We start from the raw sequence: 21,602 nt of genomic DNA on the forward strand, positions 1-21,602 counted from the left end.
GTCGGTTCTTTTTATTATAGGACGCAAATCCGATCGCAACAGGCAACGCCAAAAGAATCTCCCATAAAGGATGAATCCGGTTTTTGTGGCAGGATAGAAATGGGATTGTCCCGAGCGCTGGCTCCTAAACCAACCTGTTTTCCTCGTTTCTCTGTTCTGCTATAACTAAACTGAAAAGCCGAATAGCTGACAGGCATTTTCGGTTGTCTGCTGGGACAGAGTTAAGAGAGAAACTCCTCTCAATTTAGCAACTTGCTCGGCTACGTAGTAGACGTAGGCTGGTTCGTTGCGTTTTCCCCGCTGGGGTACGGGGGCGAGAAAAGGGCAATCTGTCTCGACTAGGATGCGATCGCTATTTACCATACAAGCTGATTCTTGTATTTGCAAGGCTTTTTTAAAGGTGACTGTTCCGCTAAAACTAATGTAGAAACCTAGGTCTAAAAACCACTGGGTTTCTTCGGGTGTGCCTCCCCAGCAGTGCATGACTCCGCGCACGGGCCCGCGTGTTTGCCAAAAGTTCCTCAGCATTTCGGCCATTGGGGCGGCGGCGTCGCGACAGTGGATAATGACTGGTTTGTCAAGTTCCTGGGCGATTGAAAGCTGTGCCTCAAACACTTTAAACTGGTGTTCTCGATCGTCAGCTTTATAAAAGTCCAGTCCGGTTTCGCCGATCGCCACTACCCTAGAGTCCGAACTTGCTAATTCCCTAATCTGGCTGGCAGTCTCGTCTTTCCACTTGTCCGCATCTAGGGGGTGGAGTCCAACCGCAAAGGACACTTCTGCAAACTGGTTGGCGATTGCTTGAATACCGGCAAACTCTTCTGGCTCTACACAAGAATGAACCAGCCGAACTACACCAGCTTCGCGCCAGCGTTCTCGAATGGCTTCTAACTCAGATTTGTAGATTTCAAAGTTGATATGAACGTGAGTGTCGATGAGCTGCATGGGGGAAGCAGATTAGAGGTGATACGGGAGAGTCTTGGTGGGATAGGGCGAGGGGGGAGTGAGAGAGTCTGGGAGTGGGAGTGGCAGAGAGTGTGCGGGAAAAATCTTCCGTCTTCTTTCTTCCTTCTTCCTGCTTCACGCTTGACAATTAAGCATCCAGGATACCCGCCACGTGATTCATCCGTCCAGAAATAAAAAACCTGTATCCGATGAAACTTGCCCCCCGAATTTATCCGTGGGGTCAATGCTTCAATCGAAAATCGAAAATCGAAAATCGAAAATCGATTGACTTCTTCCCTCAACATCCATCCCTTCAATCTTGTACACTGCTTCGTTGCCGAACTTTCTGCTTCCTTAAGACGCTACCGAGGATGTTTCGTGTGGCTTGAGGGTTCTTGCCAAGCGGGACTTTTTACGAGCGCCGTTGTTGCGGTGGAGTACACCTTTTTTGACAGCTTTGTCAATTTTGCTGTAGGCCTCAGACATTCGCTGCTGGACTTCTTGCATTAATTCCGGGCTCGGAGCTGCGGCGTACTTGTCTACGGCAGCGAAATACTTCTTCATCAAAGTTTTGACCGCTGACTTGTAAGATTTGTTGTACAAGCGGTTACGTTCGGCGATTTTGACTCGTTTGACGGCGGACTTAATATTTGCCATAGTTCAGTTGCTGGAAGTAGGTATTCATCAGAATTATGGGTTTGAAACCCCGTCCTTCTAGGACGGCTTTACAATTCCCTTGCGGGGTTGGGGAGGTAGGGTTGCCTCCCCGCCGGGATATGGTTGTCCCGTTCTCCTTGCGGAGTAAAGTTAGCTTCGCCAATGTTTAGTGAGCTTGTTAGGCTAGCAGCACTACTTCAGGGACCTTAAAGTTGTTTAACTACTAGCGACAGAGCGGAAAACTAGCTTCGCATTCTCCGGTGTCGTGACTCAAAAAACGTAGTCAATTAAGACTTAGGCCCGTCAGAATGGCTTGTTAGATTTCTCCTTCAAGCCTCATGCCGTCAGGGCTGAGGTTCCTGACTGATACACCCTAGTCTCAAGATAGTCCCAAGACACGGGGATTTTGAAGGACAACCTTTTCGGGATCGATCCGCAAAAAGCTTGATTTTTAATGGCGGAGTGAGACAGCCACTTTCCATTCGCTCAGATTGAGATTCAGATTGAGCTGAGTCTGTGGCTACTTTTTGGCGACGCCCGCGCAATAATTTTTTATTGACTCATTTAACTGCCTGTTCTTTACCCCTGACAATACCCAAAGGTATGACACGGGTTTTACAGAGGCGTTTTGCGGTGTTTCCACCGTCACGAGTTAAAGTCACGGTTTCTTGCGCGCAATTTTCAAGTATACAATAATTTGGCGTTTTTTTATAAAAAAATTATCAGGTGTTGGAAAAACTAATATAGCACCTATTTTGCTTAAAATCCAATTCTCTGAAAAATCCAAGTTAAGCTATAACAAAGAATACGGGTTATTTGGGCTTCGGCAAGAAGCACTTACCGAAGGTAGAAGGTAAAAAGCTGAAGGTAGAAGGTAGAAGGTAGAAGACAGCCGGATCTGAAGGTAGAAGGTAGAAGGCAGAATCAAAATTCTCCCCCTCGAACACTCTCCCTCTCGGATATTATCGGGGTCGGACACTCTCCCCCTCTGCGTTCCCACCCTCTCCCTCCGCAACCGGTTCTCTGGCGGGCAATTCAAGAGAGAAGGTTGTGACTTGTCCTCAGTGTTGCAAAATCCTCGACAGAGATTTAAACGCTGCACTGAAGCCTTGGAAAATGCCGCGACTATCGCGGTTTAAGCTTGTGGACTGGTGGTGGCCTACTTCTCTAGGAGATCCCCACAAAAATCCCCAATTGTCAAGCAAATGTTAGTGAAGTTATAGACGGCATTCCTAATCTCCATGCTGCGAATCATTACTCAGTGGGTTGAGGCACAAGCTGAACTGCGACGGATCTGCGATCGCACCCATGACGAACTTGTCGTTCACAAAGAAGCCACCGTGCGGGAGGTGCTGCAAGCTGTAAGGCGCAGAGGCGATCAGGCTGTGCTGCACTACACTGCTGAATTTGACCGCATGACTCTAAATGTGGAAGATTTACGGGTGACAGGCGCGGAATTGGACGCTGCTTACCAGCAGGTGTCGAAAGAATTATTAAATGCAATTCGGCTCGCCTGCAAACAGGTAGAGGCGTTTCACCGACAGCGCGTACCCAAGTCTTGGGTGCAGTTTGGTGATGACGAGATTGTTTTGGGCAAACGCTACACCCCGGTCGATCGAGCAGGAATCTACATTCCTGGCGGTCAGGCGTCCTATCCAAGCTCGGTGATCATGAATGCGGTTCCTGCGAAGGTCGCCAAGGTGCCGAGACTGGTGATGTGTACTCCCCCCGGACAAGAGAAGAAAATGAATCCTGCGGTGCTGGTAGCGGCTCAGGAAGCGGGAGTTGATGAGATTTATCGGGTAGGCGGGGCGCAGGCGATCGCAGCTTTGGCCTACGGTACGGAAACTATTCCGAAGGTGGATTTAATTACTGGGCCGGGGAATATTTACGTCACCCTGGCTAAAAAACTGGTTTACGGGACTGTGGGCATTGATTCTCTGGCTGGCCCGTCGGAGGTGTTGATTATTGCGGATGCTTCGGCGAATCCTGTACACGTGGCTGCGGATATGTTGGCTCAAGCTGAGCACGATTCGATGGCGTCGGCAATTTTGCTGACGGCGGATTCGGTGCTGGCTAGGAAGGTGGTAGCTGAGGTAGACAGACAGTTGGCAAATCACCCGCGCCGAACTTTAACAGAAAAGGCGATCGCCAACTATGGTTTAGTCGTAGTAGTTGACTCGATCAAAGCGGCGGCGGAACTCTCTAACGAGTTTGCCCCGGAACACTTGGAATTGCAAGTTGCAGATCCTTGGGCTTTGCTCGACCAAATTCGCCACGCTGGGGCGATTTTCTTGGGCTGCTCAACGCCGGAAGCTGTAGGTGATTATTTGGCTGGCCCGAATCACACTTTGCCGACTTCTGGGGCTCCGCGCTATGCGTCGCCACTGGGTGTCGAAACTTTTATGAAGCATTCGAGTTTGATTCAATATTCGCCGGCTGCACTTAAGAAGGTGAGTAGGGCGATTAATGTGTTAGCCGAAGCAGAGGGGCTTCCTTCTCACGCTGATTCGGTGCGGCTGCGGACTGAAAATGAGGGAAAAACTGAGTTTTAGATGGTAAATTTGAGATGGGCGATCGGCAAAATACATAGGTAGTCCAAAACAAGTGAAATGCAATGAAAGGAAGCAATTCTCTTGCGATTATGGTAGCTTTACATTCTCTGACAAGCGGCCCAGTTTATTTGCACCTACCTACTTACGCACTGCGGGCTTAAGAAACCCGGTTTCTTCAAGTATCTTGCTGAAATGACGCAATTATGTTAAGAAATCGGGTTTCGGGGTAGGTAATAATGATGTTGGTGGGAAGCGCGAAATTGTGGAAAGTAGGCGACAATCAGCGAAAAGTTAAAGTCTAAATATCTGAAATTTAAAGGTGCATGGTATTGAATACTGTTTTGGTAGCGATCGACAATTCAGAGTTAGCGACTCAGGTATTGCAAGTTGTAGGACAATTTCAGCTAGAACCGACGGCAAAGGTGATTCTAGTTCATGTTGTCAGTTCTGGTAGGTCGGATTTTGACGCGGTTGTCGATCGACCTCACGCTCAGGGAGATGAGATTGCTTACCGAGAGGTGGAGAAGTTACTGCAATCTTATCAGGAAAAGTTGCCTTGCCAGAGCGAATTGGAGATTGTTTCGGGACAACCTGCCGAAGAAATTGTGCGTTTGGCTCATATTTATAAGGCCGATTTAATTGCGATAGGCTGTCGGGGTTTGACGGGTTTAAAGCGGATTTTGGAGGGTTCGGTGAGTGCGGAGGTTGTGGCTGAGGCTCCTTGTTCGGTGTTAGTGGTGCGGGCGAAGTAAGTAGGCTGGTAAATGCGATCGACTATTGCATTCACATAAACCAAGACATAGCCTTTCTCAGAAAGATGAGGTACTATCCGGCATAGGGCATAGGGCATAGGGCATAGGGCATAGGGCATAGGGCATAGGGCATACCTCACTTTTTTGAGAAAGGCTATAGCTATTAATATCATTTGTTAGTTGAATGCAAAAATTAACGAATTATCAAATATATGCTATTTTGTCAATTTACCGACCAACGGAAAAATAAAAAACTTCCCGTAAGCGATCGCTTTTAACCGCAGATTAACGGGGCTACAAAAAGGGCGATTCACGATCGGGATAGCTCCGCTTCAGGCTCCTTTGAGGAATTGATATTATGATAGACAAAGAACCAATGGCTAAGCATTATCATCTATGCCTCCAACTGCGAATTGTCTAAAAATTCCTCTGCGCGGTGTTCTGGTTGTTCCATTTGTTCTACAAATCTTTACAGCAGTGAGCATAACAGGCTGGCTTTCCTTACGCAATGGACAAAAAGCGGTTAACGATGTGGCGGCTCAACTTCGTCAGGAACTAATAGCACGCATTGAAGGAGAACTCAAGCAATATATCAACAAACCTCATGATATCAATCGTGTGAATTCAGTCGCTTTTGCACAGGGCCACATGGACATGGTGAATGGCCGCAACGCTAAGCAACTTTTAACCCAAGTGCAAATATCCCCTTTTGTTTTTTCATCCTATTGTGGCGATGCTCAAGGATATTATCTTGGTGCGACTCGTCGAGGGTCAAAAATCGCGATGACTGCGAGTAATAAAGAAACAAACTATCATTTTTCTTTTTATGAAATGGATAATTGGGGCGATCGGCAAAAATTCCTAGAACAGATAAACTCTTCTTACGATCCTCGCCAACGCCCCTGGTATCTTTCTGCTGTGAAAGCAGGGAGGCCTACTTGGAGCAATATTTTTGTGAATATTGTCAACAATGGTAAGCCGGCAATTACTGCCAGCGAACCTGTCTATGACTCAGAAGGTAAACTTGTGGGTGTCTGTGCCACTCTTGTTGTCCTCTCAGAAAATTTAAGGGAATTTCTGGGAAGTTTGTCTATTGGTAAAACAGGTAAGGCTTTTGTGATGGAGCGATCGGGTTCAATGATTTCTAGTTCAACAAAAGAGCCACTAATCAAAGGACAAGGTAAAGCTCAGAAGATGATTGACGCCGTGGAAAGTAGCGAACCATTTGTGCGGGAGACAGCTAAATATTTGCAGAAATATTTTGGTAACTTTGACCAAATTCATAAATCAGAACAGTTAGAATTCACCCTCAACAGTGAACGGCAGTTTGTTCAGTTGCTACCGCTGAATGATGGTAGAGGCATGGATTGGCTAATTGTAGTCGTCGTGCCTGAATCGGATTTTATGGAGCAAATAAATTATAATAGAAATACGACGATTATCCTTTGTCTGTTATCACTGGTAATCGCAACAGGATTAGCAATTATCACTTCACAATGGATAGCTAAACCTATTCGGCAATTGAGTCAAGCCAGTCAGGCGATCGCCAGTGGAAATTTCGAGCAAAATGCTCCCGACACTCTCGTAGAGGAATTGGTAACTTTATCAGTATCTTTTAATCAAATGAGTCACGAATTAAAGAACTCTTACCACACCCTTGAACAAAAAGTAGAAGAACGCACTCAAGAACTACGGGAAACTCAAGCCCAACTCATCCAAAGTGAGAAAATGTCATCTCTGGGGCAACTGGTAGCCGGGATTGCCCATGAAGTGAATAATCCCGCGAATTTTATTCACGGTAATTTATCTCATCTTAGCCAATATACCCAAGATTTACTAGAGCTAGTACAGCTTTATCAAAAGTATTATCCCCAGCCGGTATCGGAGATTCAAGCCAAGTCGGAAGATATTGAAATCGAATTTTTGAGCGAAGACTTATCAAAAATGCTCAAGTCTATGAAAGTAGGTTCTGAACGTATCCGCGATATTGTTAAATCTCTACGGAATTTTTCTCGATTGGACGAAGCAGATTTCAAAGCTGTCGATATCCATGAAGGCATTGAAAGCACCCTGATGATTCTGCAAAATCGTCTCAAGCCCAGACACACACATCCAGAGATTGAAGTGATCAAAGAGTACGGTACTCTGCCACAGATCGAATGTTATGCAGGACAACTTAACCAGGTATTTATGAATATTCTGACAAATGCTCTGGATGCTTTAGATGAGCGAGATCGGGTGGAGAAAAAGACAATTCGGATTAGTACGAGTCTGTATAACTCAAAATTGGTCAGAATTTGTATTGCTGATAATGGGTGTGGCATCACAGAGGAAGTCAAAAAACGGCTATTTGACCCATTTTTTACAACCAAGCCCGTAGGAAAAGGTACGGGAATGGGGATGTCTATTAGTTATCAAATTGTGAGCAAAAAGCATAAAGGGAAACTTTGGTGTACATCAGAACCCGGAGAAAGAACAGAGTTTTGGATCGAAATTCCCCTAAATCAAAGTGTTATTTAAAAGTGTGTTGTTTTACTTGAAATTGGATAGTACAAACCAAGCTAATTACCGGGAAAAATAATTGATTAAAGTTAATTAGAGCGAGGTTAATTTTTAGTAGTAAATTCCACATAAAACCAGAGTCATTTCACCTCTTGCTTTTGCAACAACAATGCAGGCAGAGGTTCGCTATCAAAATCAAGCAACTCACCAGCCACAGGCAGCCATTCATCATTTAGTTCTTGACAAGAAACGGCTATTAGCCTGTCAATCGATTTTAGATTTTAGATTAAAGAATTGAGATTAAAGAATTGAAGCATTGCTCCCACGGATAAATTCGGGGGGCAAGTTTCATCGGATACAGGTTTTTTATTTCACCGGTCCTGAGTCTGCGAAGGAATGAATCCGGGGGCTTGTATCCTGGATGCGAGGGGGTCAAAACTATCGTCGCCGGGGATGATACAGCATATTCCATGTAGATGTAGATCGCGATCAACGGGGTTTCGAGCAACAGAATCAGTAATGATGCGAGAACTGTAAAGAAACCCCGTGAGAGCGCGGTGTTCTTCATATACCTGGAATACTCTGTATCTATAAGGCCGATTTAATTGCGATCGGTTGTCGGGGTTTGACTGGTTTAAAGCGGATTTTGGAGGGTTCGGTGAGTGCGGAGGTTGTGGCTGAGGCTCCTTGTTCGGTGTTGGTGGTGCGGGCGAAGTAAGGGGAATTGGGCGTTGCTGAGTTAGAGTATGAATAGGAGGAATAATTTATGCAATGCCCAGAATGTAAATCAACCCATATCCGTAAAAACGGCAAGAAAAAAGGAAAACAGAATCATATTTGTGTCCAATGTGGTCGTCAATTCATCAATGAGTATGAGCCCCAGCGAGGTTATAGCGAGGCCATCAAACGTGATTGTCTAAAAATGTATGTCAATGGTATGGGTTTACGGGCGATAGAACGAGTTAAGGGTGTTCATCATACCACAGTAATAAATTGGGTAAAACAAGTCGGAAAACAGTTGCCAGATGTTTATGATCCTGAAGTCATCCCAGAAGTTGGTGAACTCGATGAATTACAAACTTATGTAAAAAAAAACAGACAGGATATGGCTGTGGACAGCGGTTGACCACTTTCAACCAGGAATTTTAGGATGGGTATTAGGGGATCATAGCGCTAAGACATTTGAACCATTATGGGACCAAGTAAGTGCATGGAAATGCTATTTTTATGTAACTGATGGATGGTCTGTATATCCCATGTTTATTCCTGATGGGGATCAGATTATTAGCAAGACTTATATGACCCGAGTAGAAGGGGAAAATACCAGACTAAGACATTATTTGGCTCGGCTACATCGTAAGACTCTTTGTTATTCTAAATGTGAGGAAATGCTCAAGCATTCTATTAAGTTATTAATACATTACTTGAAGTTTGACGATATTCCCATTCCTGGGGTATTCATACCTTGATTCAGCAACGCCGGGAATTGAACCGCAGGGACAGGCGAGATGCTTGTTCCACGGAGATTGACAGGCGGGAGGCGTGTTGCAGAGAGACTTACAACAGGCGGGAGGTCTGTTGCACAGAGATTGACAGTAGCTAAAACTTGTAGGGTGTGTCAGCCAAGAGTTATTGAATCGGCAGATAATTATAATGCGCTCTGACGCACGGATACAACTTTTTGTTTATTTATCATGTTAATTGTTGTAAAAATTTGAGAGTCCGTTTCAAACAGTAGTTAGACTGTCAGCAGGATAAATTTTGATTGGACTGTGACCTGAGTCTCTCGTCGGTTAAATATGTCTCGCCCAATCCGCCTTTTCCCAATAAAAGGATGAGGATGTGTAATCGCCAGCAATAGTGGGTCTTACAGTGACTTTAAAGTCGCAATATTTTTCTAATTATCACACACTCCGATACAATTCGGCGTGTTTATGAAACCGTTTAAAAAGCAGTTTTATTAAAACTTACTAGCTGCCAAGGCTATGACTAAAAAACCGCATCGCTTGATTCCGCAAATTCTGGCTGCTGCTTTGACTCTGTTTGGGGTGGCACTTTGTTCGACGCCATCTTCTACCTACAACAATCTGGGTAATGTCAAGTCAGTCCTAGGGAAATATGAAGAGGCGATCGTAGATTTTTCTAAGGCGATCGAGCTGAATCGCAAAGATGCTGATGCCTACAACCATCGCGGTTATGCCAAGTTGGAACTAGGGAAATATGAAGAGGCGATCGCCGATTTCAATAAGGCGCTAGAGCTGAATCCCAAAGATGCTTCCGCCTACAAAAATCGGGGTTTAGCCAAGTCTGTGCTAGGGAAACCCGAAGAGATGAATGCAGATTTCAATAAGGCATTCGAGCTGAATCCCAAAGATGCTAATGGCTACTTTATGCGGGGTTTATTGAATTCTATCCAAGGCAAAAAAGCAGAGGCGCTCGCAGATTTTAATCAGGTTATAGACTTGCATCCCAAAGATGCTTCCGCTTACAATAGTCGAGGTGATGCCAAGTTTGCCCTAGGGAAAAAAGCAGAGGCGATCGCAGATTATAATAAAGCGATCGAGCTAAATCCCAAAGATGCTGATGCCTACAACGATCGCGGTTATGCCAAGTCTGACCTAGGGAAAAAAGCAGAGGCGATGGCAGATTATAATAAGGCGCTCGGCCTGAATCCCAAAGATGCTTATGCCTACTACAATCGAGGTACTGCCAACTATGCCCTAGGGAAAACAGAAGAGGCGATCGCGGATTATACCAAGGCGATCGACCTGAATCCCAACAATCATTTTACCTACTTCGATCGGGGTAAAGCCAAGCGAACCCTAGGGAAAACAGAAGAGGCGATAGCAGATTTTTCTAAGGCGATCGAGCTGAATCCCAAATATGCTGATGCCTACATTGGTCGGGGTAAAGCCAAGTCTGCTCTAGGGAAAAACGCAGAGGCGATCCCAGATTTTTCTAAGGCAATCGAGCTGAATCCCAAAGATGCTGGCGCCTACTTTGATCGGGGTTATATCAAGTTTACCCTAGCGAAAAAAGAAGAAGCGCTCAGAGATTTTTCTAAGGCTATAGACCTTAATCCTAAATATACTGATGCTTACCATATGCGGGCTACTGTCAATTCTATGCTGGGGAAACAAGCAGAGACGATCGCTGATTATACTAAGCTTATAGACCTTAATCCCAAACATACTGGCGCCTACTTCGGTCGGGGTTATACAAAGTATGGTTTAGGTAAAACAGAAGAGGCGATCGCAGATTTTTCTAAGGCGATCGACACTGAGCCCAAAAATGCTAGCGCCTACTTCTATCGGGGTGTAGGCAAGGATAACTTAGGGAAAAAGAAAGAGGCGCTCGCAGATTATAATAAGGCGATCGAGTTGGCTCCCGCCTATCCTACTGATGTTTACGTCCGTCGGGCTAATGTCAAGTCTGCTCTCGGGAAAAAAGCAGAGGCGATCGCCGATTATCAAAAAGCCGCTGACTTGTACAAGTACCAAGGAAATACAAGTGATTACCAAGAGGCTATTAACAAAATTCAAGAATTATCAGCAGAGTAGCGAGTTAGAGATTATTTTGAGAAACCGACCGATGATATTTTGCCTTGGGGGAATACTTATTAAGCCGATTTAATTGAACCGCATAACCGCTGCAATCGGTAGAGTAGATATTAACCCTATTGCTGCAATCCCTTACTGTGCAAATTCTGCTCGATGTGGTGCATTTCCTTCATATCCTCACCCGCAACTATCCCGTAAATTTCCGTGTAGATTTTCCCGTATTTAACCTTCTCTAAAGCCGACAGGATTATCAAGTCCTTGCGATCGAGTTCTGGTTTCAGGGTGACAAGAATGGATTCCAAAGTCCCATCCATTCGGCAGTCACTGGAATATTTAGCCACCTCCTTTCCCCGCCCCAGTAAGGTATGGCGCTGTAAGCAAAGCGGAGTCGATCCATTAACTCGGAAATTGGCATCAATAGCATACAACTCTCCCTCCGAGTCTTCCAGCACGTCGAAGCCAATAACGCCGAAATAACCCTGTTGGTGAGCATATTTACCAATAGCGGCAATCATCTCAAAAAACCTACTCATGTCGGTTTCGCGGTAGTGAATTAGTCCGCCTAAATAGCTGCCCTCTGGAGTGACAAGTTGGCCGGTAGTGCCGATAAGCGTGATATTTCCCGTTTTGCTTACATAGAACTGCACGCAATAGTTCTGGACTTCATTCTTGACGAATTCCGAGACAATAATCGTATCCAGCAACTTAATATCGAGATATTTCCTCACTTCCTGCAAGCAGTAGTTCAGATCGCTGGCGCTTTTGATAATATAAGTGCCTTCTCCAGAAAGTCCGTGGGATGTTTTAATCAAGTAGGGGAATTGCTCTGGTAACTCAATGCTTTCGAGATTGACTTCGTGCAGATTGTAGCTTTCGTATTTCGGACATTGCACGCCTAATTCTGCTAGCGTTGCTTTGCTGAGCAAGTGGTAGTGGATGTCGGGATGGACGGCGTGTTTTTCTGGTTTGAGATTGTCGAAGGGAAATAGAGTCAGGAGTTTGTCAAAGCGATCGCTTACGCTGAGATCTTCGAGATAAGTTGAGCAGTCTATCATCTCCATACTGCTGTTGCTGAAGCCCAAATGCTCCCGCCAATAGTCAATCAGCGAGTTCGGCGGGTGATTAATCACAATTCCTGGGATGGCATCGCCTAAAACAGCCAGATTTTTCCAAGGTTCCTTCTGGCCAATCTTGTCGAAAGAAGTTTTGGTGGCTTCACTGCTGCCGTCTTGAATAAAGTATTTTTTCCTGTTGGGATAAGCAGCCCAACTGGCAGTTGCAGGATAATTTAGGATGAACGCATAACGTCCATCTGTGATGTCTGGAGCAAACAAATCGGAAAGAGAATTACCCTGAAAGTAAGGAAAGTCGTATGTTGAGTTCATAGAAACATCCAAGTCGAGTTTGAATTGAACTGTTTTTCCGGCCACTAAGTAGCTCGACATAATTAAAAGTAGGGTGGGCAATGCCCGCCCTACAAATTGAAAAAATGTTTATTGATGTCCAGCTAGTTAATACCTAGGAAACAAGATATTAGTTGCGGAATTTTAACTCTCTCCAACTAGAGAGAATGCAACCTCAATAATTTCAACGATGGGGGAGTTGTTTTTTCTTAGTGAACGCCGCCACCTTGTCCATTTCTTCGGTCATATAAGCACAAGCCATGTCGGTTGAGTTATGCGCCCAGCCAACCCGCCCTTGAGGGTCAATGAGGATGCACCCAGCTTCTCCTGCTACCTTAGATGTCAGAGTCTCAATTGCCATCTGCGCTGCTTCGTCTGGGTGCTTGCCGGACGCTAGAATGTCGATCGCCCTCTTAGCTAGAACTACTGGCATAATCGACTCGCCATCGCCTGTGGTCGAGCAACCGCCCTGTTCATTTTCTGCAAACAAGCCTGAGCCAATAATGGCGCTGTCGCCGACCCGACCGGCGGGCTTATTCATAGTGCCACCTGTTGAGGTACCGGCAACTAAAGTGCCACTACTATCTAAAGCTACACAACCAACGGTATTGGGGCGGTCAATAACTTCTTTTTCCTCCTCCCACTCTTCCTGTTGCTCATCCGCGATTAAGTCTTCTTTTGTACACATCTCGGCTCCACTTTCTGCTGCAAAATGTTCTGCGTGATCCGCTACTAAGAACATGGGTTTTTTATCCATAATCTTTCGCGCCACGGAGATGGGATGGCGCACGCCTTGAACATTGGCGATCGCTCCCCAAGCTAAGGAACCGCCTTCCATGATCCCTGCATCTAGCTCTACCTCTCCCTGGTTGTTGAGAACCGATCCAAAGCCTGCGTTAAATGTCTGGTCAGTTTCCAGAACCCGGATAGCTGCCTCAACAGCTTCTGCTGCTGTACCCCCCCTTGCGAGCACTGCCCAACCAGCTTCTGCTGCTGCGGTACAGCCTGCATTGTTCGCTGCAACCTTGTCTTCTGTGATGGTTTTTGCTCCACCGTGAACAATAATACTCAGTACCATAAGTTTCCTTTTTTTTATCTTAAGCTCTACTTAAAAAATTCTTACATTAATGAATTTTTAAGTAGTTTTTTCTCCCTCATAGTTTTATAGATTAGCTGTGTTTAATTTGGGGTTCTTCTATCTTCAGAGATAATTATTTTTGTCGAGATTGGTGTTCCTTCAGACCTAGCTCTTTACGAATTATTAATATAGATATGACCAAAGTTATGTCAATAGTGTGAGGCAATTTGGCTGCGAGTTAGTTATGGAAATTGAAAGATTTAGGGAGTAAAGAGGGGGTAAAATTTAAGACGATGCACTACACATTAACAGGCAAAATGGGTAAACCTGAAGAATGAGACTTTGAGAGAAAATAAGTGCGATCGCGCTTCACATCATTTCCGGTTACACTCATACATGATGTTGACGGTTGACGGTTGACGGTTGACGGTTGACAGTGAACAGTCAACAGTGAACAGTGAACTGGAATTTACTATTCCGATGCTAACGGATTTGATATCACATCACTCTGAGCCTTTCTGCTTACCCGCCAAAAACCCGCGCAGCCGCAACAAACTAGCCGTTTGACCCAAATTCAGCCGTAGCAGCGGCACTCCCCTGCGATCGCTAATTCGGCGGTACAGTTATTGCTGGGGGAAAATTGCTACTTTTACTGTTAACAAAAGTAGCAATCTTTTTTTTTAAACCGCAAGTAAAAGCCGATAAACGCATAGGCAAATTACCATTAATTCAGTTACCTTACTTTCCTGAAAGTAAGGTTGATTCTTGGTTCAGTAACTTTGGCTGCTTTCGGGATTTGGTGTTGCCAAAAATGCTGAGTTACTCCTTTCATCAGCAGGAAGCTTCCAGGAGTTAATTGAATTTCTAATTTCATTTCTTTTTGGTATTTGTGCCTGAGCATAAAACGACGAGTCGCCCCAAAACTTACAGAACCGATCGCTGGGTTTTCACCAAGTTCTGATTCATCATCACTGTGCCAAGCTACACTATCTTTGCCGTCGCGATATAGATTAAGCAACACGCTGTTAAACAATGTACCTGCTATTGCTTCTATTTTAGATTTGATTGTTATGAGTGTAGGTGTCCATAGATTAGGCTCCATTTTTATTTTGGAGTAAGTGTATGATTTACCTGCATCTCCGTACCATGCGCTAAGTCGGGGTATAGCGACTTGCTTGCCAAAAAGCAGGGCCACCTCTTGCTTCCAATTAATAGTGCCGTACAATTCCGCAAATATCTGGTTGCTCTCATTGTTATTGAAGAAGTCGCGGTACATGATTATTTCGGCATCAGGCAGAGATAATTGCTGACCATGCTTCTGGCTTTCTGCTTTTGGCTCTTCCCACAATGAAAGTTGAGTATACATAAATCTGCTCGCTGATTACCTTTTACTGAAATTTATAAATATACAGTTGTTGACACAGGCACGGGCCAGCTTTACCATTAATCATGTAAAGCTAATTTTAACATTTTAACAAGGCAAGGATAATTATTTTTTGTAACCTACATAAAATTTTATGTATTCACCAACCAAATCCTGAATCGTGATTTAAGATGAGACTGGTGTCAATTAGCTATGTACTATGAATTGCTTTCAAATAATTAAATCTGTTCTTGATGAAGCTTATGTCCCAATTCCAGGAGATGAAGCTAAAAAGGATTAGGTAATTAATGACGCACTAGAATACCTGCGAGGAGAATATTCTCACCTATCGCAGGAATCTAACATAGATTCTAGCGACCCGATGTTGACGGGGTTGTCACCCCGTCAAATGAAAATGAGATCCCCCTCCAACAATGTAGCGATCGAGCTTTGGACTTTTATGATTAATCTAAATTGTGTGGCCTGTCTTTGATTTTTGTGCGATTTCTTAAAGTAGGCTGACAGCGTTCCCAGTAAATTTTAGCGACGGCATCGCCCGGATTCTGACGCCAACACTCGGCAAACAGCCGCCCCGCTTTAGCTAACTTCCCTTCCGAGTAAAGTGCGCTAGCTTCTGCAAACAATTCCAGCCTAGCTAACTTGCCCTCTTTAATTTCTGGCGGATCAGCATCAAATACCTCATAAACTGTTACTAATTCAGATTTTCCCTTGACTTTTACCGTATCGAGGGTGCGGATTGCATACTGGGATGGATTTTCTAAACGCGAGTAAGTTTCCTGGGTGATTAACAGCGACACCCCATAATTTTTCGTCAAACTTTCCACGCGAGAAGCTAAATTCACCGCATCGGAAATTACTGTGCCCTCCATACGATTTTGACCGCCCACCGTTCCCAGCATCAAAGTTCCAGTATTAATTCCAATCCCAATCTGAATCGGCTCATAGCCAGAATTAGCGCGGTGTTGATTATATTCAACGAGGCTCTGCAGCATAGTAATTCCGGCTTTCACTGCATGATCCGCCGCGCCGCTAAACAGCGCCATAATCGCATCGCCAATATATTTATCAATAAACCCGTTATTTTCATTAATGACGGGTTCCATGCGAGAAAGATAGGCATTGATAAATCTGAAATTGTCCTCCGGCGTCATGCTTTCCGAAAGCGTGGTGAAGTCGCGAATATCGGAAAATAGCACCGACATTTCCAACTGCACTTGGTCGCCCAATTCGACATCAATAATGCTTGATTTATTTAGAAAATGGAGGAATTGATTGGGGACGAAACGCTCGAAAGCTTTGTTGAGTTGGAACAGTTCATTGGTAAATCTGATTCGCTCTGTTTCGGCTTTTTTACGCTCTGTGATATCTTGAAAGGCTACAATTGCATAAGAAATGTTGTCCTTTTCATCATAGATGGGAGTACCCCAAGCCTCGATCGGAATAATCTTGTCGCCTTGGTGGATTTCCATATCCTCAGCGGTGGCACTTTCGCCCTTCAACGCTCGCACAATTGGCAAGTCACCATAGGGATATTCCTGCTCTGTTCCCGCTTGATAGACTTGATAAACCTCTGGTATTTGCTCGCTGGCGACTTGAGGAATAACTCCTTTACCTAATAATTGAATAGCAGCTTGATTACTATAGTAAGGTTTGCCAGAAGCATCCAGCACTGACACCCCGACTGGAATTGCTTCTAAAAATTGAGTCAGTCTGTTCTCACTTTCGCGGACTTCTGTATAAAGCTTAGAATTTTGAATCGAGATAGCCGCCTGTCCAGATAACACTTTTAATAGTTCCACTCTTTCTGGCGTAAAAGCTCCGGCTGTGAGATTGTTTTCTAGGTAAACAATACTAATGATTTGAGATTGATTAATCAGTGGCACACATAAAACTGATTTAGGCTGATGCTTTTGGATGTAGGGGTCGTTGGTAAATTGTCCCTCTCGGCCAGCATCATCTAGTACCACGCTTTCTTGAGTGCGGGTCACATAGTTGACAATTGCGGGGGAAAGTTCTTGACAATCTTCAACTGAGATTGACTGCAACACGGTGACTTGTTGGGAATTTATTGTGCCTTCAGCTTCAATTAATAGCTTTCCCTGGCTTGATAAAATTAAATAGCCTCTTTGCGCTCCTGCACTTTCCATCAAAATTTTCATCAATTTAGACAGTAATTTATCCAGCAGGATTTCGCCAGAAATGGCCTGAGAAGCTTTCATTACTGTGGTGATATCTAAGTGAGAACCAGAACCCTTGGTCGTCACTGAGGCCGTAGTTGTAGTTTGTTTTCTTCCTACTACTAGAATCGCTGACAATAACTGGGGATATCGCGTTTCTAAATCTATTACCTTAGCAGTGGCTCCCCATTGGACATAACAATAATACGCCTCAACCATGTAGGTCTGAGCAATTTTTTCTTTACCCCATTCTAGATAAAATTTGGCGGCTAGTTCGTTGGCAAGGGCTTCTTCGTTGAGGAATTGGTTTTGTTTAGCTCCAGCAATGGCGCGATCGTACATTTCAATCGCCTCAGCTTTATTGCCCAAAACGCGATGTTTTTCGGCCTCAACTAAATACCATTTATGCAGATAATTCATGGGAGCATTTTGCGCCCATTGGTGCAGAGTGGTTTGATGGGTTTCCACCGAGGCGAGAAGATCAGCTTGCTCGGTTTCTGGCTGTGTATGGAAAAGTGCCAAGTTCGTCAGGGCGGCATAAAAATGGAAAATGGGAATATGAAACATTCCCGATACTCCTATTAAAAACTCCTTGGCTTGGGCGATGTGATCTAGGGCAGCCGTGTAATTTCCATAGCAGTAGGCAAGTAACAGTTTGTAGATGTAGGCACAAGAGATCGCCGTGAATTCATTATCCTGATAGTGCTTGGGAATCATTACCGTTTCATCGTAGGCAGAGCCTATTAATAAATCCGGCCGAATACGGGTTTCCCTCAAGTTAGACACCATCTGCTGCTGCATATCCAAATAAACCCGACCCGAATATTGCTTCACCTGAGCCAAGACAGCCCTGTAACCGACTATTTCAGGTTCCAAAATATCCAGTTCTACCCCACTGTAAAAGTTGGTATTAAAGTAAACACTTATGCTGTAGCCAGCGTATAGAAAATTACCTGTTTCCATGCCCGCCGTGTAGCCATCTTTTGCCCTCGGTATCGTTGCCAAGAGAGCTTCTTGATGATGCTGAATCCAGCCACCAAACACCAAGAGAATTATAGACTTGAAGTCGGGCACATTGAACCGATCAAGCAATGAGAGCGCCAATTGCCCAAAGCCATAGCCGGTTTCCACCTCTCCCAAAAAGGCACACAACACCAACCCGTGCATCACATATCCCACCGTCGAGGCGGGGGCATTCCCAAAGGAGAACGATAAACTCACCATCATGGAGCTAAGTAGAGGTGTTAAACTCGGCATTCCCTGAAAAATGGGTGCAGATAACATTCCTAACAGTTGTATGGCTGCCTGAGCCTTGGCATCAGTCATCATCGGCAGATTAGCTAGTTCTTCAATCCGTTTATCCTGGAGTTGGCCGACAAGGGCTTGTAGCGCTTTACTAATCAAGGCTTCGTCAGGTGCTGTGGGTAGTTCAACACCCAGTTGTAAGAGTGCATTTCTGCCGACTGCGATCGCTTCTAACACCTTGCTCTGGGCTGTCTGAGCCGCAATTTGAATTTCGTAAATTTTAATTTTGTCTAAAATGGTTTGCGCTTTTTGCAAAACCTGCGCTGCCATCTGTTCCATACCCTCAATGTCACCATTCAAATAGGCTGTTTCGGCAGCAGCCACATACAGATTTAATGTCAATTCATACTGACTTTGCCAGCAGTTTGCTGTCAGTAGGTCAATTCCCGTTTGTAGATAGACCATTGCGGCTGCGTAGGCGGTAGAACTTCTTGCCTTAGCTCCCGCTTCTAAGTTGAGTTTTGCTAAGGCTTCTCGTTCGCTTAATTGATTGATTAACTCAATTGCTTGATTCAAATGCCCCACAATATCAAAGAGTTTTTTTTCTCTTTCAATATCCGAGCATTTTTGTAGCAGTAACTGTCCAATTTTCAGATGAGTGGCTTGTTTTTGGTCGTCGGGAATCAATGAATAAGCTGCTTGCTGAACGCGATCGTGCAGGAACTTGTAAGTTGGATTAGCAACAGACTGATTCGGGGATTGAGCATCTGCTTGAATGAAGTTATAGCCTTCTGCAATCACTAAAATAAGTCCTTCTTCCAAAGCTTTCCACAGCGCTGATGCCGTTGGTTCGGGTAATTCTTCGCTGACTATTGCCAATGTATCTAAATCAAACTGCGCCCCAATGCAGGCGGCAAGTTTGAGAACCTCCTGAGTAATGGCCGGCAACTTCTGCAATTGCACCGCCATAAACTCCACAACATCCGAGGCGTGGGTAAGTCTAGCTTGAGCAATATCGCACTGCCAATGCCCTTGACTGCCCCCCTTAGTAAGGGGGGATTGAGGGGGGTTAAAAATAATTTGACCATCTTCATACAGCGACTTGAGGAATTGAGTAGAGAAAAAGGGATTACCTTTGGTTTTTTGATAAACCAATTCTGTCAAGGGTTCGGCCAAAGATAAGTCGCAAATCAGCGTATCTGCCACTAACTGATTAATATCTGCTAAACTCAACGGTTGCAGGGTAATAGTATTCACCACTGCCCCAGACTTCACAATCTCATCCACTGTCAAAATAAACGGATGAGCCGGTGACACCTCATTATCCCGATAAGCACCTAACACTAACAGATGCCCCCTATCCTCCATTAACACTTGTAGCAACTTCAGGGATGCCGAATCCGCCCACTGCAAATCATCTAAAAATATCACTAATGGATGTTCTGCTGTGGTAAATACTTGCACAAATTTCTGCATCAACAGATTGAAGCGATTCTGTGCAGCAGTCCCCGAAAGTTCTAACGCAGGATTTTGAGCGCCAATGATGCGTTCTAATTCAGGAATTACCTCAATCAGCACTTGCCCGCTATCACCCAATGCGGTCAGAATATGGGTTTTCCATGTTTGTAATTGAGCGTCACTTTCTGATAATAATTGCCCCATCAATTCCCGAAATGCTTGCACAAATGCACTGAAAGGAATATTGCGTTGAAATTGGTCGTATTTGCCTTTGATAAAATAGCCACGCTGTCTGGCGATCGGCTTGTGGACTTCATTTACTAGTGCGGTTTTACCAATCCCAGAAAAGCCAGCTACCAGCATCATTTCGGCGCTACCTGTACTGACTCGTTCAAACGACGCTAATAGTTTATAAACTTCACTTTCTCTGCCGTATAGTTTTTCTGGTATCAGGAAACGGTCTGTAATATCTCGCCTTCCCAAGTCAAATTCTTCTATGCTATCGGTGTGTTGTAATTGAAGCAGACACATTTCTAAATCATGCTTGATCCCCAAGGCAGTTTGATAGCGGTTTTCGGCATTCTTCGCCATCAATTTACTGACAATTTGCGAGACAATTAGGGGGATTTCTGGCTCGATTTCGTGCGGAGGAACTGGCTGTCTAGCAATATGGCAGTGAACTATCTCTAAAGCATCTTTTGTCTCAAAAGGCAATTTTCCTGTCAGCAATTCGTAGAAGGTGACGCCGAGGGAGTAAAAGTCAGTACGGTAATCGAGAGTGCGATTCATCCTGCCAGTTTGTTCTGGCGAGATATAAGCAAGGGTTCCTTCCAGAACGCCGGGGTTTTTCAGGGTTGGCGTTTCTCGCGTTAACTGAGTAGAAATACCAAAGTCGATAATTTTTAATTGTCCCGTTTCCGGGTTGTAAACAATATTCGAGGGGTTAATATCTTTGTGGATGATGTTGGCGCTGTGAATTTGCCCTAAAATTTCTGTAGTTGCGATCGCAATTTGTAAAAATTCCTCCAGAGTAAACTTTCGCTGCTGCATCCAAATTGTCAAGGATTCCCCGCCAAAGTCCTCCACAAACATCACGAGGCTGTTTTGGTATTTTTGCAAGTCATATACTCGCACGACTCCCGCCTCTTTCAACTCTTGGGTGATGCGGTATTCGGTGCGGTAGCGCACCAATTCTTGAGGTGTGGGGTAGTTTTCTTTGAGCAGTTTGAGGATAATTGGCTCTTTATCTGCTTCCCCAATCGCCCGGTAAACCAGAGAGTTGACACTTTCGTAAAGCAGCGTCTGGACGGCAACGCCTGGAATCGAGAGCATATTGATTTTTTGGGTAAAAATTAAAGCTAACTCAAAAGGCACCAGCTTTGTGTATAGAATAGCACGTTAGAAAGGTAATTTTTTTTGTAACAAATCTTTAGTTTTTAATGTAGCGATCGAGCTTTGGACTTTTATGATTAATCTAAATTGTGTGGCCTGTCTTTAATTTTTGTGCGACTCGCCAATGCAGACTGACAGCGTTCCCAATAAATTTTAGCAGCGCGATCGCCCGGATTCTGACGCCAACACTCGGAAAACAGCCGCCCTGCTTTAGCTAACTTCCCTTCCGAGTAAATTGCCAAGGCTTCTGCAAACAATTCCAGCGTAGCTAACTTACCCTCTTTAATTTCTAGCGGGTCAGCATCAAACACCTCATAAACTGTTACTAATTCAGATTTTCCCTTGACTTTTACCGTATCGAGGGTGCGGATTGCGTAGTCGGATGGATTTTCTAAGCGCGAGTAAGTTTCCTGAGTGATTAATAGCGACACCCCATAATTTTTCGTCAAACTTTCCACGCGAGAAGCTAAATTCACCGCATCGCTGATTACCGT

Annotated in this window: 12 protein-coding genes and 1 pseudogene; 6 read left to right on the forward strand and 7 right to left on the reverse strand. The window is 44.6% G+C overall.

Annotated features, from left to right (window positions below; genetic code table 11):
• Nucleotides 1-165: 165 nt before the first annotated feature.
• Both QUA16_RS20890 and rpsT read right to left on the reverse strand, forming a co-directional pair.
• Nucleotides 166-945 carry a TatD family hydrolase gene (locus tag QUA16_RS20890; protein WP_333107031.1) on the reverse strand — a complete coding sequence of 260 codons (780 nt, stop codon included), beginning with the start codon at nucleotides 943-945 and terminating at the stop codon, nucleotides 166-168.
• A gap of 354 nt (nucleotides 946-1,299) precedes the next feature.
• A complete protein-coding gene (gene rpsT, locus QUA16_RS20895) occupies nucleotides 1,300-1,602 on the reverse strand; it encodes a 30S ribosomal protein S20 (protein ID WP_333066838.1) in 303 nt (100 codons plus the stop codon).
• A 1,241-nt stretch (nucleotides 1,603-2,843) separates the two neighbouring features.
• On the opposite strand from rpsT, the gene hisD reads away from it, so the two are divergent.
• From hisD to QUA16_RS20925, 6 genes and pseudogenes are all read left to right on the forward strand, one after another.
• Nucleotides 2,844-4,157 (forward strand): histidinol dehydrogenase, encoded by a 1,314-nt coding sequence (gene hisD, locus QUA16_RS20900; RefSeq protein ID WP_333107033.1) that lies wholly within the window; start codon nucleotides 2,844-2,846, stop codon nucleotides 4,155-4,157.
• A 323-nt stretch (nucleotides 4,158-4,480) separates the two neighbouring features.
• Nucleotides 4,481-4,909 (forward strand): universal stress protein, encoded by a 429-nt coding sequence (locus QUA16_RS20905; RefSeq protein WP_333107034.1) that lies wholly within the window; start codon nucleotides 4,481-4,483, stop codon nucleotides 4,907-4,909.
• Between the two features lie 477 nt (nucleotides 4,910-5,386).
• On the forward strand, nucleotides 5,387-7,429 hold the full coding sequence (locus QUA16_RS20910; protein ID WP_333181318.1) for an ATP-binding protein: 2,043 nt from the start codon (nucleotides 5,387-5,389) through the stop codon (nucleotides 7,427-7,429).
• A gap of 568 nt (nucleotides 7,430-7,997) precedes the next feature.
• Nucleotides 7,998-8,129, forward strand: a pseudogene (locus QUA16_RS20915) (universal stress protein); the annotation flags it as partial.
• Nucleotides 8,130-8,177: 48 nt separating this feature from the next.
• Nucleotides 8,178-8,880 (forward strand): IS1 family transposase gene (locus tag QUA16_RS20920; RefSeq protein ID WP_333181319.1). Its coding sequence is split into 2 segments (ribosomal slippage): nucleotides 8,178-8,500 and nucleotides 8,499-8,880, totalling 705 coding nucleotides; the frame shifts between segments, so codons are not numbered across the junction.
• Between the two features lie 516 nt (nucleotides 8,881-9,396).
• Complete coding sequence (locus QUA16_RS20925) at nucleotides 9,397-10,971, forward strand: tetratricopeptide repeat protein (RefSeq protein ID WP_333108495.1); 1,575 nt, start codon at nucleotides 9,397-9,399, stop codon at nucleotides 10,969-10,971.
• Nucleotides 10,972-11,087: 116 nt separating this feature from the next.
• Here the strand turns inward: QUA16_RS20925 and QUA16_RS20930 are convergent, their stop codons facing one another.
• The 5 genes from QUA16_RS20930 to QUA16_RS20950 form a co-directional block, all read right to left on the reverse strand.
• Nucleotides 11,088-12,416, reverse strand: coding sequence for a carbamoylphosphate synthase large subunit (locus tag QUA16_RS20930; protein ID WP_333181320.1), 1,329 nt, complete (start codon nucleotides 12,414-12,416; stop codon nucleotides 11,088-11,090).
• Nucleotides 12,417-12,558: 142 nt separating this feature from the next.
• On the reverse strand, nucleotides 12,559-13,452 hold the full coding sequence (locus tag QUA16_RS20935) for an isoaspartyl peptidase/L-asparaginase family protein (protein WP_333108498.1): 894 nt from the start codon (nucleotides 13,450-13,452) through the stop codon (nucleotides 12,559-12,561).
• 733 nt (nucleotides 13,453-14,185) lie between these two features.
• Nucleotides 14,186-14,818: an alpha-ketoglutarate-dependent dioxygenase AlkB gene (locus QUA16_RS20940; RefSeq protein ID WP_333108499.1), complete on the reverse strand. Its 633-nt coding sequence runs from the start codon at nucleotides 14,816-14,818 to the stop codon at nucleotides 14,186-14,188.
• A gap of 461 nt (nucleotides 14,819-15,279) precedes the next feature.
• Complete coding sequence (locus QUA16_RS20945) at nucleotides 15,280-21,048, reverse strand: AAA family ATPase (RefSeq protein WP_333108500.1); 5,769 nt, start codon at nucleotides 21,046-21,048, stop codon at nucleotides 15,280-15,282.
• A gap of 137 nt (nucleotides 21,049-21,185) precedes the next feature.
• Nucleotides 21,186-21,602 (reverse strand): adenylate/guanylate cyclase domain-containing protein (locus tag QUA16_RS20950; protein ID WP_333108501.1); only part of this gene is annotated, 417 nt, incomplete at its 5' end.

This window comes from Microcoleus sp. S13_C3, assembly GCF_036700905.1.
Taxonomy (GTDB): domain Bacteria; phylum Cyanobacteriota; class Cyanobacteriia; order Cyanobacteriales; family Microcoleaceae; genus Microcoleus.

What these genes read in the sequence shown, in the direction of transcription:
- QUA16_RS20890 (WP_333107031.1), bottom strand. Translation starts at nt 945, where the DNA reads ATGCAGCTCATCGACACTCACGTTCATATCAACTTTGAAATCTACAAA.
- rpsT (WP_333066838.1), bottom strand. Translation starts at nt 1,602, where the DNA reads ATGGCAAATATTAAGTCCGCCGTCAAACGAGTCAAAATCGCCGAACGT.
- hisD (WP_333107033.1), top strand. Translation starts at nt 2,844, where the DNA reads ATGCTGCGAATCATTACTCAGTGGGTTGAGGCACAAGCTGAACTGCGA.
- QUA16_RS20905 (WP_333107034.1), top strand. Translation starts at nt 4,481, where the DNA reads ATGGTATTGAATACTGTTTTGGTAGCGATCGACAATTCAGAGTTAGCG.
- QUA16_RS20925 (WP_333108495.1), top strand. Translation starts at nt 9,397, where the DNA reads ATGACTAAAAAACCGCATCGCTTGATTCCGCAAATTCTGGCTGCTGCT.
- QUA16_RS20930 (WP_333181320.1), bottom strand. Translation starts at nt 12,416, where the DNA reads ATGTCGAGCTACTTAGTGGCCGGAAAAACAGTTCAATTCAAACTCGAC.
- QUA16_RS20935 (WP_333108498.1), bottom strand. Translation starts at nt 13,452, where the DNA reads ATGGTACTGAGTATTATTGTTCACGGTGGAGCAAAAACCATCACAGAA.
- QUA16_RS20940 (WP_333108499.1), bottom strand. Translation starts at nt 14,818, where the DNA reads ATGTATACTCAACTTTCATTGTGGGAAGAGCCAAAAGCAGAAAGCCAG.
- QUA16_RS20945 (WP_333108500.1), bottom strand. Translation starts at nt 21,048, where the DNA reads ATGCTCTCGATTCCAGGCGTTGCCGTCCAGACGCTGCTTTACGAAAGT.